Origin of the sequence: Undibacterium sp. TJN25 (genome assembly GCF_049339885.1) — a bacterium.
Lineage (GTDB): Bacteria > Pseudomonadota > Gammaproteobacteria > Burkholderiales > Burkholderiaceae_D > Undibacterium.
Genome location: NZ_JBMPPM010000001.1, coordinates 497,135 through 513,921, shown reverse-complemented (window position 1 = coordinate 513,921; position 16,787 = coordinate 497,135). Strand labels below are relative to the sequence as shown.

7 protein-coding genes are annotated in these 16,787 nt (G+C 58.1%); 3 read left to right on the top strand and 4 right to left on the bottom strand.

Annotated features, from left to right (window positions below; translation table 11 throughout):
* Positions 1 to 4: 4 nt before the first annotated feature.
* The 4 genes from ACO0LO_RS02315 to ACO0LO_RS02300 form a co-directional block, all read right to left on the bottom strand.
* The gene (locus ACO0LO_RS02315; protein WP_422962573.1) at positions 5 to 949 is read right to left on the bottom strand and encodes an ABC transporter permease subunit; all 945 of its coding nucleotides are present in this window, start codon (positions 947 to 949) and stop codon (positions 5 to 7) included.
* A 3-nt stretch (positions 950 to 952) separates the two neighbouring features.
* A complete protein-coding gene (locus ACO0LO_RS02310; RefSeq protein ID WP_422962572.1) occupies positions 953 to 1,957 on the bottom strand; it encodes an ABC transporter permease subunit in 1,005 nt (334 codons plus the stop codon).
* A 174-nt stretch (positions 1,958 to 2,131) separates the two neighbouring features.
* The gene (locus ACO0LO_RS02305; RefSeq protein WP_422962571.1) at positions 2,132 to 3,739 is read right to left on the bottom strand and encodes an ABC transporter substrate-binding protein; all 1,608 of its coding nucleotides are present in this window, start codon (positions 3,737 to 3,739) and stop codon (positions 2,132 to 2,134) included.
* Between the two features lie 283 nt (positions 3,740 to 4,022).
* The gene (locus ACO0LO_RS02300; protein ID WP_422962570.1) at positions 4,023 to 4,823 is read right to left on the bottom strand and encodes an inositol monophosphatase family protein; all 801 of its coding nucleotides are present in this window, start codon (positions 4,821 to 4,823) and stop codon (positions 4,023 to 4,025) included.
* Positions 4,824 to 4,918: 95 nt separating this feature from the next.
* Here ACO0LO_RS02300 and ACO0LO_RS02295 point away from each other — a divergent pair, with 95 nt between their 5' ends.
* The 3 genes from ACO0LO_RS02295 (at position 4,919) to ACO0LO_RS02285 (ending at position 16,553) form a co-directional block, all read left to right on the top strand.
* Positions 4,919 to 5,764: an AraC family transcriptional regulator gene (locus tag ACO0LO_RS02295; RefSeq protein WP_422962569.1), complete on the top strand. Its 846-nt coding sequence runs from the start codon at positions 4,919 to 4,921 to the stop codon at positions 5,762 to 5,764.
* A 111-nt stretch (positions 5,765 to 5,875) separates the two neighbouring features.
* Positions 5,876 to 7,330, top strand: a complete 1,455-nt coding sequence (locus ACO0LO_RS02290; protein ID WP_422962815.1) for a glycine betaine ABC transporter substrate-binding protein — start codon at positions 5,876 to 5,878, stop codon at positions 7,328 to 7,330.
* Between the two features lie 361 nt (positions 7,331 to 7,691).
* Complete coding sequence (locus ACO0LO_RS02285; RefSeq protein WP_422962568.1) at positions 7,692 to 16,553, top strand: GH36-type glycosyl hydrolase domain-containing protein; 8,862 nt, start codon at positions 7,692 to 7,694, stop codon at positions 16,551 to 16,553.
* Positions 16,554 to 16,787 lie beyond the last annotated feature (234 nt).

Genomic DNA, 16,787 nt, shown 5'->3' with positions numbered 1-16,787 from the left:
GAGCCTACCTTTTCAGCTTGGGGTCGAGCGCATCGCGCAAACCGTCGCCCATCAGGTTGAACGCCAGCACGGAAACGACAATCGCCAGGCCAGGGAAGGTCACTACCCACCACGCGCTCTGGATGAATTCGGTGGCGCTGGCCAGCATCGATCCCCATTCCGGCGTCGGCGGCTGTGCTCCCAGACCCAGGAAACCCAGTGCGGCGGCGTCCAGTATTGCGGTCGATATGCCAAGCGTGGCCTGTACAATCAGCGGTGCGGTACAGTTAGGCAGTACGCAGTTGAACATCAGCCGTAGTGTACCCGCGCCGGCGATACGGGAAGCATTCACGTAGTCCTTGTTCAGCTCGCCGTTGACGGCAGCGCGGGTCAGTCGCGCGTAGGAGGGCATCAGCACGATGGCAATCGCATACATCGCATTGATGAGTCCGGGCCCGAGTATGGCCACCACCGCAATCGCCAGCAGCAGGCTGGGCAGCGATTGCAATATGTCCATTAGGCGCATGATCACGGTTTCCACAGCCCGCAGTGCAGGGTTGCTCCAGCTGCGGGCAAAACCTGCGACCAGGCCGAGGCAGACGCCGGCTGTCATTGACAGCACGACCGATACGATGCCGATGACCAGCGACAGGCGCGAACCATGGATCAGACGGGACAGTATGTCGCGCCCTACAGGATCGGTGCCCAGCAGGAACCGGCTGCTGCCGCCTGCCTGCCACGCCGGCGGCGTCAAGGTATTCTCCCGGAACTGCTCTATGGCTGAATGCGGGGCAACCATGTCGGCAAACAATGCACAGAATATCAGCACCAGCACGACTGCCAGGCCGATGACAGCGCCTCGGTTCTGGCGGAAATATCCCCAGAATTCAATCAGGCCGTGCGGCGGCACAGCGGCTTCAGGCGCCGTGCCGGATACCGTATGTTCAGTTGCGATAGAAGTCTCGTTCATGGATCAGTGACGAATGCGGGGATTGATGACGCCGTACAGCAGGTCCACCAGCAAATTGACGCTGATGACGATGGTGGCAATCAACAGGATGCCACCCTGTACGGTGGGATAGTCGCGCCGGTTGATCGCTTCTATCAGCCACTTGCCTATGCCCGGCCAGGAAAAGATGGTTTCAGTCAGGATGGCGCCGGCCAGCAGCGTGCCGACCTGCAGGCCGATGACGGTGACTACCGGTATCAGCGCGTTGCGCAATGCATGCACCCAGATCACGCGCATCCACGACATGCCCTTGGCGCGCGCGGTGCGCACATAGTCTTCTCGCAGCACCTCCAGCATGGCGGAGCGGGTCATGCGAGCGATAACTGCCAGCGGAATGGTGGCGAGCGCCACGGTCGGTAAAATCAGGTGCATGACGGCGGACTTGAATGCGCCGGGTTCGCCGGACAGCAGGCTGTCCACCAGCATCAGCCCGGTCACTGGCGGCAGGTCAAACAGGATGTCAATGCGGCCCGACACCGGCGTCCATCCCAGCGTGACGGAAAACAGCAGGATCAGCAGCAGCGCCCACCAGAAGATAGGCATGGAGTAGCCGGTCAGCGATACGCCCATCACTGAATAATCGAGAAAGGTATTGCGTCTGATGGCAGCCAGGATGCCGGCGGGCACGCCGATCAGGATAGCCAGCAGGATCGCACATAGCGACAGTTCCAGTGTGGCGGGGAATAGCGTGAAAAATTCCTTGCTGACCGATTCCTGGGTGACGATGGAGTGCCCCAGATCGCCACTTGCGAGCTTGCCCAGATAATCGAAATACTGGACATATAAAGGGCGGTCCAGCCCAAACTGGTGCATCAGCCTGGCATAACGCTCCGGCTCCATGCCGCGTTCGCCGGACATTGCTTCCACCACGTTGCCGGGGATCAGGTGGATCAGGGAAAAGACCAAGACTGTAATGCCCAGGAAGGTCGGAACGACCATGCCCAGGCGGCGCAAGACAAAACCAAACATCGGATACCCCGGTGCGACAGATTCACAGCTGCCCGCGCCCTTGTGAAGGCTGGCGCGGGCTGACTGTTTGATGCTGATCGTACTGTTAAAAAAAGAAGATGAAAAAATGCGTGCTGCGCAAACTGCATCATCCGGCTGACGCAGTTATTTGGGCCGCACACATACGCTAAGCAATTACTTTGCCAGATCTACTTTCTTGAAGTAATGGTGGGCAGTGGAATCCATCTTGAAGCCGATGACTTCCTTGCGCACCGGCGTCACGCGGATGGAGTGTGCAATGTCTATCCATGGCGCTTCTTCATGCAGGATTTCCTGTGCCTTTTCATACAGCTTGGCGCGGTCTTCCTGTTTCGACACTACTTTGGCTTTCTGGATCAGCTCTTCATACTCCTTATTGCACCAGCGCGCGGTATTGCCGCCGCCCTTGACGGCTTCGCAGCCCAGCAGTGCAGCAAAGAAGTTGTCCGGATCGCCGTTGTCACCGGACCAGCCAAACATGAACGCGCTTTGCTCGCCTGTCTTGCTGCGTTTTTTATATTCAGTCCATTCAAAGGTCACCAGTTTGGCCCGCACGCCGACCTTGGCCCAGTCTGCCTGTATGAGCTCGGCCATGCGCTTGCCGTCCGGGTTGTAAGGGCGGCTGACCGGCAGGTACCACAGGTCGATGTCGAAGCCGTTCGGGTAGCCTGCCTTTACCAGCAATTCCTTGGCCTTGGCCGGGTCATACGCATAGTCCTTGATCTTGTCGTTGTACGACCACAGAGTAGGCGGGATAATGTTTTTTGCGGCCTGGCCCGAGCCCTGGAACACCGATTTCAAAATCGATGCCTTGTCCACCGCCATGTTCAGCGCCTGCCTTACCTGCTTGCTGTCGAAGGGCTTTTTCTCCACATTGAACGATACGTAGCCGATGTTCAGGCCCGGCTGCTCCAGCAATTTGATGTTGGGGTCATTCCGCATCATTGCCACGTCGGCCGGTTTCGGCAACGCCATGACGTGACATTCACCGGCCTTCAGCTTGGCAAAGCGCACCGATGCGTCGGGCGTGATTGAATAGATCAGGTTGTCGATCTTGGGGCGTCCGTCCCAGTACTGGTCGAAAGCCTTATAGCGGATGATGGCATCCTTCTGGTAAGACACGAACTGGAAGGCGCCTGTGCCGATGACTTCACGGTCGATCACATCCACGGTGCCGGCGGCTTTCATCTTCTCCGCATACTCGGCGGACTGGATGGACATGAAATCCATGGTCAGCGTCGCAATGAACGGCGCTTCGGGATGCTTCAGCTTGAAACGCACCGTCATGTCATCGACCTTTTCTATCTTGTCGACTATGCCAGCCATGCCGGTGTCTTCAAAATAGGCAAAAGTCTGGTTGGGACTGGTCTTGTGGAAAGGATGGTTGGGGTCCGCCATGCGGTTATAGCTGTAGATCACGTCGTCAGCATTCAGGTCGCGGCTGGGTTTGAAGCGGGCGTTGCTATGGAATTTGACGCCTTTGCGCAGCTTGAAGGTGTAGACCAGGCCGTCAGGGGAGATGTCCCAGGATTCGGCGAGCGCAGGAGTGACCTTGGTCGTGCCGGTTTCCATTTCCACCAAACGGTTATACATGGGGACCGAGCCGGCATCTGCGGTGGTACCGGTGGTGAAAAACTGGGGATTGAAACCTTCGGGGCTGCCTTCCGAGCAGAACACCAGAGTCTTGGCTGCCATGGCCATGCCGGCGCTGGCGCCCAGCAAGGCAAGCAATCCGGCTTTCACTATCCATCGACCATTTTTCATGCGTGAATCTCCAATGAGCAACAATAAATAATACGCAATAAGGGGGAGTTTTCCGGCTTGGCTGTCCCCGAAAGCGGCTGTAAAGCCCGCCTTCAGTGTGTCACAGCTTTCTTATATTTATCGCATTATTGTGAGGCAAAAACCTCCAAATTGTGTTGCTCTTTGGCTCGCTTTGTTACATAACCGAATAAAATTGAGTAAATATTATTAATACCGTTGTTCGCATCAAAGTATTGAGATTTCTTTAATGAAAATTCAGTTTTTGTGGGGAAGTTGCGGAAAATTATATTCCCGCCAGCGTCGCCAGCATTGATGCATGCGCCCCTGGCGTTGCTGCCAGCAGGCTTGCCGATTGCGGGGAATAAGGCTGCCCGCCGGCGTCGCTGGCAGTGCCGCCGGCCTCGCGCACCAGCAGCGCCGCGCCTGCACAATTGAAACCGTCTTCACCGAACTCCCAGAAAGCATCCAGCCGTCCACAGGCAACGTAGGCCAGTTGCAGCGATGTTGGCCCCAGATTACGCACCGCCATTACTTCGGGCAATACCCTGGCCAGCGAGTTTGCCGCCTGCAGTATTTCAGCCGGCATGCGGCTGATGAATGGCGGCTGGCTGGTGGCCACCATGCCTTCGTAATGGCTGAGGCGCTGATTTACGCGAATGGGCTTGGCATTGAGGAAGGCGCCCCCGCCTTCGGTTGCGTGAAAAATTTCCCCGTTCATTGCATCGATAATGACGGCAAATACAGGCCGGCCCTTGCTCAGCAGCGTCAGCGTGGTGCACCAGCTGGGAATGCCCCTTACGTATTGGATTGCACCATCCAGCGCATCGCAGATCCAGTAATCGTCCTGGCTGATTTGCGCCCAGGCATCGGCGTTTTCCAGTTCGCCATCCAGCCAGCCTATGTGCGGATAGGCTTTTGCCAGTGCAGCCTGCAGTGTGGCCGCTGCCTGGCCGTCGATCTTTTTGAACACCTGGAACATCTGGTCCAGCGAAATGGCGGGCTCTATCTGGGCAAAGGTTTCTTTCAGTTGCGCGGCAATCTGATTCAACTGGTGAATGACGAAATCGATATCTATCGTAAGCATGGCGGTTCCTTGAGTGTATTGAGAAGGCTTCAGCTTGACATCGGTACAAATGTCCTGCTAACTGTCAAAAGACAATGAATAGTGCGATCGGGCCAATGACTGAACTGTTGAATGAGCCGTTGACTGCAACCTTGAGTGGGCCGTCAAAAAACATACCGCTGGAACGCAGGCTGGATGGAGACATACCTTTGCTGGTTCTGGAGCAGAGGGCCGCTCTCGGAGCCGGCAAGTTGGTCCATTCGCATCCTGAAGGGCAGATTTATGTCGCCATCCAGGGCCTGATTGTGGTGGACGCCGCCGGTACCCGCTGGATCATGCCGCCCGGCCGCATGGGCTGGATACCGCCGGGGATTGCGCATGGCGCCAGTATCTATGGAGCGCATTCCAATCCGATGATGGGCGGATTGACGATCTACCTGGAACCCGGGCTATGCAGCGCCTTGCCGGCTTCGCCCCTAGTGCTGCGGGTGACGGATCTGATGCGCGAGCTGCTGAAGCGCCTGCAGCAGTGGCCGGCGATGACTACGCTGGACCAGGCGCAGCGGCGCATGCTTGCGGTATTCATCGACGAACTGCGTTCCGCGCCGGCGGAACCGCTCAGCCTGACGATGCCGCGCGAACCGCGGCTATTGAAAATGGCTGCCGCCATTGCCGATGATCCCGCCGACGAGACACCGTTGGACGAATGGGCGGATAGGATAGGCCTGTCGCGGCGCAGTATCACCCGCCATTTCCGCAGAGAGACCGGCATGTCCATCATCGAATGGCGTCAGGTAGCCAGGCTGAGCCTGGGACTGCAGATGCTGGCTGAGGGCTTGCCGGTTACCACCGTATCGATCAACCTGGGTTACGATAGCGTCAGCAGCTTCATCAGCCTGTTCCGCAAGATGCTGGGGACCACGCCGGCCAGATTTGCAGAAGAATCGCGCTCACAAAAATAACCGGCCTGCCATGCCGCCATAAAAAGGATCGTTTTGCTTACACTTCGCCGCCTGTCTGTTTTTACCTCGCTGCTGTTTGCGTTCGGCATTCTTACCCCGGCCCGGCATGTGATGGCGGACGAGACGCTGCATGTGGGCTCCAAGCGTTTTACTGAATCCTATATCCTCGGCGAGATATTGACCCAGGTCGCGGCGCCGCATGCGCCGGTCGAACATCGCCAGGGACTGGGCAATACCGCCATCGTGTTTGAGGCGCTGAAGGCCGGCGCGATCGACCTGTACCCTGAATACATGGGAACGATAGAGCAGGAGATATTGAAGCATACGAGGCCCGCCACGCTGGAAACGACGCAGCGCGAGCTGGCGGCAATGGGCTTGGGCGTGGCGATAAAGTTCGGCTTCAACAATACCTATGCGCTGGCCATGCGAGACGCGGACAGCAAGCGGCTGGGCGTGCGGCGCATTGCGGATCTGCCGGTACACCGCGAACTGAAATTCGGCCTGTCTCATGAATTTCTGGGGCGCGCGGACGGCTGGCCAGGACTTGCTCAGCGTTACAGCCTGCCGCAGCAGGCGCAAGGGCTGGACCACGGCATTGCCTACGAGGCGCTGCGAAAATCGCAGATCGATGTAATCGACATCTACTCTACCGATGCCAAAATCAAACAGCTGGGTTTGCAGGTGCTGGACGATAATGCAGGATATTTCCCGCGCTATGATGCCGTGGTCCTGTACCGGCTTGACGCTGTGCAGCGTTTCCCCGCTGCTTGGCGCGCTCTACAGGGTTTGCAGGGGCGCATCAACGAAAACAGCATGATTGCGATGAATGCCGCGGCAGAACTGGACGGCAAGGGTTTCAGCGAGGTTGCTCACGATTACCTGAAGCAGCAGGGCAGCAGCGTGGCAACGGAGCCTGCGCGCAAGAATTTCTGGGACATCTTGTTCGGCAAGGACCTGGGGCGGCTTACCCGGCAGCATATTCTGCTGGTAGCAAGCTCCGTCATACTGGCGATACTGGCCGGCATTCCGCTGGGCGTGGCTGCCGCCTATTTCCGGCACTTGCGCTATCCGGTCATGGCCTTCGTCAGCATCACGCAAACTATTCCCTCATTGGCCTTGCTGGCAATACTGATTCCGGTGCTGGGCCGCATAGGTACCGTGCCGGCGCTGGTGGCGCTGTTCCTGTATGCCTTGCTGCCTATCGTATCGAATGCCTGCATAGGCATGGAGCAAGTGCCGCAGGGCTTGCGCATGGCGGCTACCGCGCTGGGCATGGAAACGAGGGACAGGATATTGCAGATAGAATTGCCGCTGGCGCTACCGGTCATACTGGCCGGCATCCGCACCGCAGCGGTCATTAGCGTAGGAACCGCGACGATAGCCGCATTTATAGGCGCTGGTGGCTATGGCGAGAGAATTGCTGTAGGCTTGGCGCTGAATGACTATAACATGCTGCTGGCGGGCGCCATTCCGTCTGCAGCACTTGCCTTACTGACCCAGGCTTTGTTTGAAGGCCTTGAATATCTGTTTTTTGCCAGGTTGCCTGGAAATAAGATGTCGAGATAGTTTTACGGTCCAAGCCGATTATCTGCTGAGCAAGCACTGCCCCTGATTGCGGGTCAATTCAAACTCTTCTGCCAAATATTTCTTCAGCCGAACTCCCCGCTATAGCGAGTGTTCGGTAACGCACGTTAATTTGTCAGCAACTTGGTTAGCATGAAAACGAAAGCATGTTGCTATTCATGCCCCTCATCAACCCTAATATCTATCCCGGCTGCTGAAAATTTACGGATTTTCTGCCTGGCCGCTGCTCAGGAATCTTGCTGCGCGCTAGCTCGGGAAGAAAGAGAAGTTTTCTTTGAAAACGCCAAGCAAAAAAATTGGACAGAGTATTGACGCCATTCTGGGCGCGATGAACGCGAATCACGTGAACGGATCGCCCCGGTTAAACGCCGAGGAAGAGTTGCCTTTGCGCGCGGAACTCTTCGGTGCGATACAGATGGAGCAGCACGGCAAATCGCTGGCCGGTTCGCACCAGCTCAGCACCGGGCGCACACGCGACCAGTTGCTGACGCGGCTCGCTGAAAACGACATCATCATCACCGAGACCTGTAATCTGCTGGCGGCTGCCGTCAAGGATGACAGGCAGATTACCCCGGCAGCAGAATGGTTGCTCGACAATTTTTATCTGATCGAAGAACAGATCCGCACTGCCAAAAAGCATTTGCCCAAAGGCTATAGCAAGGAGTTGCCGCGCCTGCAAAAAGGCGCATCGGCCGGATTACCCAGGGTATACGACATCGCGCTGGAAACCATCTCTCACGGCGATGGCCGCGTAGATCCGGAAAGCCTGAGCCGCTTCGTGGCAGCCTACCAGCAGGTTACTGCGCTGAAGCTGGGCGAGTTGTGGGCGATTCCCATCATGCTGCGGCTGGCGCTGATAGAAAATCTGCGCCGGGTCGCGGTGCGGGTGGCTATTGACAGGTATAACCGCGACCTGGCCAATTCCTGGGCCGACCAGATGATCGATACGGCGGACAAGGAGCCTAGCCGGCTGATCCTGCTGGTTGCCGACATGGCGCGCTCCGAGCCGCCGATGGTTGGTTCCTTCGTGGCGGAGATCGTGCGCAGGCTGCAAGGACAGACCCCGGGCTTAAGCCTGCCGCTGACCTGGATCGCGCAGCATCTGTCCGAATCCGGCATGACGGTAGAGCAGTTGATCCAGCTGGAAGCCCAGCAACAGGCCGCCGACCAGGTTTCCATCAGCAACAGCATAGGCAGCCTGCGTTTTCTCGGCAGCATGGACTGGCGCGAATTTGTCGAGACCATGAGCGCGGTGGAAAACGCGCTGTGGAACGACAGTGCCGACGTATATAACAGAATGGATTTTGCAACGCGTGACCGGTATCGCCACGTGGTGGAGCGGCTGGCCAAATACAGCTTGCTTTCGGAAGTGGAAATCGCCGAAAAAGCGATCCAGCTGGCCAGCCAGTCCGCGAACCGGCATGGACTGCATGACCGCAAGGCGCACGTCGGCTATTACCTGGTGGGACATGGTTTGCCGGAACTTGAACAGTCGATAGGCTTGCGCATGCCTTTGCTGGACCGGATCAGGATTTCCACCAAGCGTGCTCCGCTCTTGCTATATCTCGGCCCCGTCTTCGCATTGACCGCGATATTCAGCTATAGCCTGGCGGCCAGGGCTTATGACGACGGTGTGCAGGACTGGCTGCTGGCGCTGGTGATACTGGCGTCCGTGATTGCCACCAGCCAGCTTGCGGTGGCGGTGATCAACTGGGCCGCCACTTTGCTGGCAACGCCGCATTTGCTGCCGCGCATGGATTTTTCCAAAGGTATACCTGCCGCATACCGGACCATGGTGGTGGTGCCGACGATGATATCCAGCGAGGAGGGCGTAGATAGCCTGTGCGACGACCTGGAGGTGCGCTATCTCGCCAATGCGGATGAGCATCTGCACTTTTGCCTGCTGACCGACTTCAACGATGCCGCCACGGAAACCACGCCGCAGGATGAAGTTTTGCTGGACCGGCTGCAAAAAAACATCATCGAACTGAACCAGAAATATGCGGATGGCGGACACGAGGCGGAGGATTGCCGTGTTAGTAAATTTCTGGCATTCCACAGGCCGCGCCGTTGGAATGCGCGCGAGCATGCGTGGATGGGATACGAGCGCAAGCGCGGCAAGCTGGCCGATCTGAACGCCTTCTTGCGCGGCGCGGCGCTGAACCCGTTCTCGATGATCGTCGGCCAGACTGCGGAGCTGGTCAACGTCAAATACGTGATCACGCTGGATACCGATACCCAGCTCGCCCGGGATACGGCCAGGCAGTTCGTGGCTACCATGGCGCATCCGCTGAACCAGGGTAGCTATGACGAGGTAAAACAAAGGGTTACCGAAGGCTACGGCATATTGCAGCCTCGCGTGGCGATTAACCTGCCGCGTGCACATGCTTCCCGCTATGAGCGGCTGTGCAGCGGCGAATCGGGGATCGATCCCTATACCCGCACGGTATCCGACGTGTACCAGGACATGTTCCAGGAAGGCTCGTTCATCGGCAAGGGCATCTATGATGTAGACCTGTTTGAGCGGGCCATGTATAACCGTTTCCCGGAAAACCAGATCCTCAGCCACGATCTGCTGGAAGGCTGCTATATACGCTCAGGCCTGCTGTCCGATGTGCAGCTGCATGAAGACTATCCTTCACGCTACAGCGTGGATGTGAAGCGCCGGCATCGCTGGATACGCGGCGATTGGCAGATATTTTCCTGGCTGTTGCCCAAGGTACCCCTGCCGCGCGCTTCCAGCGGCACGCTGGCCGGCGCGCGCAGCCAGAAAAATCCGCTGTCGGCGCTGTCCCGCTGGAAATTGTTCGATAACCTGCGGCGCAGTATGGTGCCTGAAAGCCTGATGCTATTGCTGATTATCGGCTGGAGTGTGCTGCCGACGCCGTGGTTCTGGACCCGCGCGGTGCTCGGTGTACTGCTGATTCCTTCCATCATCAGCTCGGTGATGGATCTGCTGAACAAATCCAAGGACGTGCTGCTGAGCCAGCATCTGACGGCTTTCCTGCGTTCCAGCGGCCGCCATTTTTCACAGGCGCTGCTGAATATCATTTTCCTTCCGTATGAAGCATGGTTCACGCTGGATGCGATCAGCCGCACGGTATGGCGCATGCTGGTGACGCGTAAGAAAATGCTGGAATGGAGTCCTCACAGTGAAGTCAGCCGCAGCAACAATAACGGCCTGGCGGCGTCCTTCCGCACAATGTGGATTGGGCCTGTGTTCGCGCTGGCTGCAGGTGCGGGCATGCTCTACCTGAATCCGTCTGCGCTCTTTGAGGCAATCCCGTTGCTGTTTTTGTGGCTGGTGTCGCCGGCGGTCTCCTGGTGGATCAGCATACCCGCCAGCAAGACAGAAACCCAGTTGCAGCCGGAGCAGACTGTTTTTCTGCGCAAGCTGGCGCGCAAGACCTGGTCCTTTTTTGAAACTTATGTCGGTGCGGAAGATAACTGGCTTCCTCCCGATAATATGCAGGAGCAGCCGGTATATGCGCTGGCAAGGCGGACCTCGCCGACGAATATAGGCCTGGCGCTGCTGGCCAACCTGACCGCTTACGACTTCGGTTTCATCAGCGCCGGCCAATTGCTGGAGCGTACCGAAAATACCTTGCTGACGATGGGCAAGCTGGAACGCTATCAGGGGCACTTCTATAACTGGTACAACACTGAAACCTTGCAGCCCCTGCATCCTGTCTATATTTCCACTGTCGACAGCGGCAACCTGGCGGGGCATCTGCTGGTGCTGAGCCCCGGTTTGCTGCAGCTGGCGGACGCACCCATTGTGAATCCACGGCTGTTTTCAGGCATGTCGGATACCTGCAAGGTGCTGAAGGATTATGTGGATGCCGCGGAGCAGCCATCGCTATTGGAAGCGCTCGGCCAGTTCCAGGCGCTGCTGGAATCTTATGTCCAGCAAGCGCCGGATACGCTTGCTGCCGCCTGCGAATCGTTGGACCTGCTGGCGGCCCGTTCGGCAGAGTTTGTCGCCTTGCTGGATTCAGTGGCGGACGAACAGATCAACTGGTGGGCGCGTGCGTTGGCACGGCAGTGCCGCGATGCCTATGACGACCTGATCACGCTGGCGCCATGGTGCCGGCTGTCCACGTTCCGCTACTGGAACAACCATATTGTCGACATCAATGCGATACCAACGCTGGGCGCCCTGGCGGCGCTGGGGGACCGCCTGCAACTGGTGATTGACAACACCCCTGAAAACTCCATCCCGCCTGAAGAAGCGGAGCATTTCAATGCACTGCTGAGGCTGGTGCAGCAAGGTAGCCTCAATGCATCGAAACGCATTGCCGATACACGCCGGATGGCGCAGCAGGCCAGCGACTATGCGCAGAAAGAATATGACTTCCTGTATGACAAGGCGACCCATCTGCTGGCGATAGGCTATAACCTGACCGACCACAGGCGCGACAACAGCTACTACGATCTGCTGGCTTCCGAAGCCAGGCTGTGCACCTTCGTGGCCATTGCCCAAGGCAAGCTGCCACAGGAAAGCTGGTTTGCAATGGGACGGCAGATGACGCTGGCAGGCGGCGAACCGGTGCTGGTGTCGTGGAGCGGTTCCATGTTCGAATACCTGATGCCGCTGCTGGTGATGCCGAATTACGACAATACGCTGCTTGGGCAGACCTATGAATCGGTAGTGCAAAGGCAGATCGAATACGGCAAGCAGCGCAATGTGTGCTGGGGCATTTCGGAATCGGCGTATTACACCTTCGACTCCAGCCTCAACTACCAGTACCGCGCGTTCGGCGTACCTGGGCTGGGACTCAAGCGGGGCCTGGGCGACGATCTGGTTGTCGCGCCTTATGCATCGATGATGGGGCTGATGGTAGCGCCGGAAGACTCCTGCGCCAATCTGCAGAATTTGTCGTCTCAGGGCTTCGAAGGGCGTTTCGGCCTGTATGAAGCGATCGACCACACGCCTTCCAGGATGGTGCGCGGCCAGAATCACGTCGTGATCAAATCCTTCATGTCGCATCACCAGGGTATGGGTTTCCTGTCGCTGGCTTACCTGCTGCTGGACAAGCCCATGCAGAAACGCTTCGAATCCTATCCCTTGTTCCAGGCGACGATGCTGTTGCTGCAAGAAAAAATACCGAAAGCAACCGCCTATTATGCCAACACCACTGAACTGGCCGATATCCGCACCGCCACTGATGGACTTGATATGCCGGTACGCATCATGACGCGCAGCGATACCCGGGTGCCGGAGATCCAGTTGCTGTCCAATGGCCGTTACCACCTGATGCTGACCAATTCCGGCGGCGGCTACAGCCGCTGGAAAGACCTGGCGATCACTCGCTGGCGCGAAGACAGCACTCGCGATCACTGGGGTAGTTTCTGCTACGTGCGCGATCTGGCGGATGGCAGTTTCTGGTCCACCGCCTACCAGCCAACGCTGAAGCAGCCGGACAGCTATGAAGTTAATTTCTCCGAAGGCCGCGCTGAGTACCGCCGGCGTGATGGCGGCATAGAACTGCATACCGAGATCGTGGTGTCGCCGGAAGACGACATAGAACTGCGCCGCACCCACGTCACCAACCGTTCGCGCATGCGCAAGATCGTGGATGTGACCAGCTATTCGGAAGTGGTGCTGGCGCCGCCTACCGCTGATTCCGCGCATACAACGTTCAGCAACCTGTTCATACAGACTGAAATACTGCCGGATAAAAAAGCCATTTTGTGCACCAGGCGGCCGCGTTCCCTGGGGCAGCAGATGCCCTGGATGCTGAGCGTAATGTCCGTGCACGGGCTGGCAGATGGCGAAGTGGCGCCGGTTTCGTTTGAAACGGACCGCGCACGCTTTATCGGCAGGGGCAATACTGTCGCCGCGCCGCTGGCGATGCAGGAAGTGACCGCGCTGTCCGGCGGCCAGGGCTCGGTACTGGACCCTGTGGCGGCGATCCGCTGCCAGATTGCACTCGAACCGGGCCAGACCATCATTGTCGACATGGTGACCGGCGCCAGCGATACACGCGCCGACGCCTTGCATCTGGTGGATAAATACCGCGACAGGCATCTGGCGGACCGCGTCTTTGAACTGGCCTGGACACATAGCCACGTTGTGCTGCGCCAGCTAAATGCCAGCGAGGCGGATGCGCAATTGTTCGGCAGGCTGGCCAATTATGTAATCTATGCCAATGCGCTGTTGCGCGCGGATGCAAGCATCCTGATGAAGAACCGCCGCGGCCAGTCCGGCCTGTGGAGCTATGCGATCTCGGGTGACTTGCCTATCGTGCTGGTGCAGATCAAGAGTGCTGAAAACATCGACCTGGTGCGCCAGCTGGTGCAAGCGCACGCCTATTGGCGGTTGAAAGGCCTGGCCGTCGATCTGGTGATCTGGAACGAAGACCATGCGAGCTACCGCCAGATACTGCAGGATCAGATCATGGGAATGATCGCTTCTGGTACGGAGGCGCAATCCATAGACCGGCCGGGCGGCATCTTCGTGCGCTTTTCGGAGCAGATGTCGAACGAGGACAGGATATTGATGCAGTCGGTAGCCCGCGTGATACTCAGCGACAGCGGCGGCTCGCTGGCCGAACAGGTCAACCGCCGGCATGCGCCTGAAAGCAAGATACCGCTGCTGGTTGCGCAGCGCAAAGGCGATGACCGTACCCTTGAATATAAAGGCGCTGACGTCGCGCTGGCGCAGGACGCTACCAAAGAATTGATCCTGTTCAACGGCTTGGGCGGCTTTACGCCGGATGGACGCGAATATGTGATCGGCACTCAGCCGGGCAATGTGCACGCGGAAAACAAGGTAACGCCTGCGCCCTGGGTCAATGTGCTGGCCAATCCGCAGTTCGGTACCGTAGTGTCCGAAAGCGGGCAGTCTTATACCTGGGGCCAGAATGCGCATGAGTTCAGGCTGACGCCGTGGAATAACGACCCGGTATCGGACCCTAGCGGCGAGGTCTATTTTCTGCGGGATGAGGAAAGCGGCCACTTCTGGTCGCCCACGTCGCTGCCGTGCAAAGGGCAGGGCAGTTATATCACCCGCCACGGTTTCGGCTACAGCGTATTCGAGCACGTCGAAAACGGTATCCATTCCGAGCTGCTGATGTATGTGGCGCTGGATGCCTCGATCAAATATTCGGTGCTGAAAATACGCAATGTTTCCGAAGGTACGCGTAAATTGTCGGCGACCGGCTATGTGGAATGGGTGCTGGGCGACCTGCGGCCTAAATCCTTGATGCATGTTGTCACGGAAGTAGACGCCTCCACTGGTGCTTTGTTTGCCCGCAATTCCTATAATACCGAGTTTGCCGACCGCATTGCGTTTTTCGATGTCGATGCCGCTACCCGCAGCTTCACCTGCGACCGTACCGAATTCATCGGCCGCAACAACTCGCTGCAAAATCCGGCTGCAATGAGCCGGGTGCGCCTGTCTGGAAAAGCAGGAGCGGGGCTGGATCCCTGTTCTGCGCTACAGGTGCCTTTTGAACTGGCGCCGCAGCAGGAGCGCGAGATCGTGTTCATGCTGGGCGTCACCGGGCGCCGCAGCGAAGACGTCAGCAGTCTGGTGCACCGTTATCGCGGCGCAGCCGCCGCCCACGATGCGCTCGACAAGGTCAATACCCACTGGAAGCATGTGCTGGGCGCGGTACAGGTGCGCACTCCCGATCCGGCGCTGAACGTGCTGGCCAACGGCTGGCTGATGTATCAGACCATTGCCTGTCGCCTGTGGGCACGCAGCGGCTTCTACCAGTCTGGCGGCGCTTTCGGTTTCCGCGACCAGCTGCAGGACACCATGGCGCTTGTGCATTCGGAGCCGCATCTGATGCGCGACCACCTGCTACTGTGCGCCGCCCACCAGTTTGTCGATGGCGACGTGCAGCACTGGTGGCATCCGCCGATGGACCGCGGCGTGCGTACGCATTGTTCCGACGATTACCTGTGGCTGCCTCTGGCGACCCACCGTTACATCATCAGCACCGGCGACATTGGCGTACTCAAGGAGAATGCGCACTTCCTGGATGGCCGGCAGGTCAACCCGGATGAGGATTCCTACTACGACCTGCCGCTGCGTTCGTCCGAGACGGCCGATCTGTACCAGCATTGTGTGCGCGCCATCCAGCGCGGACTGCGCTTTGGTATTCACGGCTTGCCGCTAATTGGCTCCTGCGACTGGAACGACGGCATGGACAAGGTCGGTGAGCATGGCAAGGGCGAGAGCGTGTGGCTGGGCTTCTTCCTGTACGAGGTGCTGACGCTGTTTGCAGAAGTGGCCGACATGCGCCAGGATGCCGCGTTTGCGCAGCAATGCCGCAGCGAAGCCGAGACTTTGCGTCATAACCTGGAACAGCAGGCCTGGGATGGAGATTGGTACCGCCGTGCGTATTTTGATGACGGCACGCCGCTGGGATCATCGGAAAACCCGGAATGCCAGATAGATTCGATCTCGCAAAGCTGGGCTGTGCTGTCAGGCGCCGGCGAAGACAAACGGGTCAGGCATGCGATGGAAGCCGTCAACCAGAGGCTGGTGAAACGCGAACACGGGCTGGTGCAGCTGCTTGATCCGCCTTTCGACAAGTCCGACCTGAATCCGGGTTATATCCGCGGATACGTGCCCGGCGTGCGGGAAAACGGCGGCCAGTATACGCATGCGGCGGTATGGACGGCGATGGCCTTTGCCAAGCTGGGCGACCACGAGCGGGCCTGGGAACTGCTGAACATGATCAACCCTGTCAACCATGCGAAGACGGCAGCAGACGTAGTGCTGTACAAGGTGGAGCCGTATGTCGTGGCTGCCGATGTGTATGCGGTGGCGCCGCATATAGGCCGTGGCGGCTGGACCTGGTATACCGGTTCTTCCGGCTGGATGTACCGGCTGATCGTGGAATCGCTGCTGGGGCTGACGCTGAAGATCGACAGGCTGAGCATCAATCCCTGCCTGCCTGCCGACTGGACTTCGTTCAAGCTGGCTTACCGCTATCAGGATACGACCTACCAGATTGTGGTAGTTCAACTGGAGGCGGTTGATCCCGCGTCAGGCGAAGAGGCCGCGCTGGCGGGAGTCATCGTGGACGGTGTGATGCAGCCTACGTCGGAAATCACACTGGTGAACGACAGGGAAGAGCATCAGGTCGCCATCAGGATACCCGCTGCGCCTGCCACCCCGCCGGATGAACTGGCGAATGCAACGCCGGCAGCTGAAATGTCGGCCGCTCAAACGCCCGCGCCGGGCTGACAGGGCTGACAGTGGACTGAAGTGCCCATTTCGGGCGCCTGTACTTTTTTAGGCGCCCGGAACGGGGATTTCGGTTACTGCAGACAGCTTTCTTAACAATATGAAGGGGAAGTTTACATTCGTTTATTCAGGAGTTACTAGTCGTTACTAGCTGTTACGCAGTACACTTCACTTGCTGTCATAATTCTTGCCAGAACTCAATTTTCTGCTTTTTCAGCTATGCGGGTCCTTATA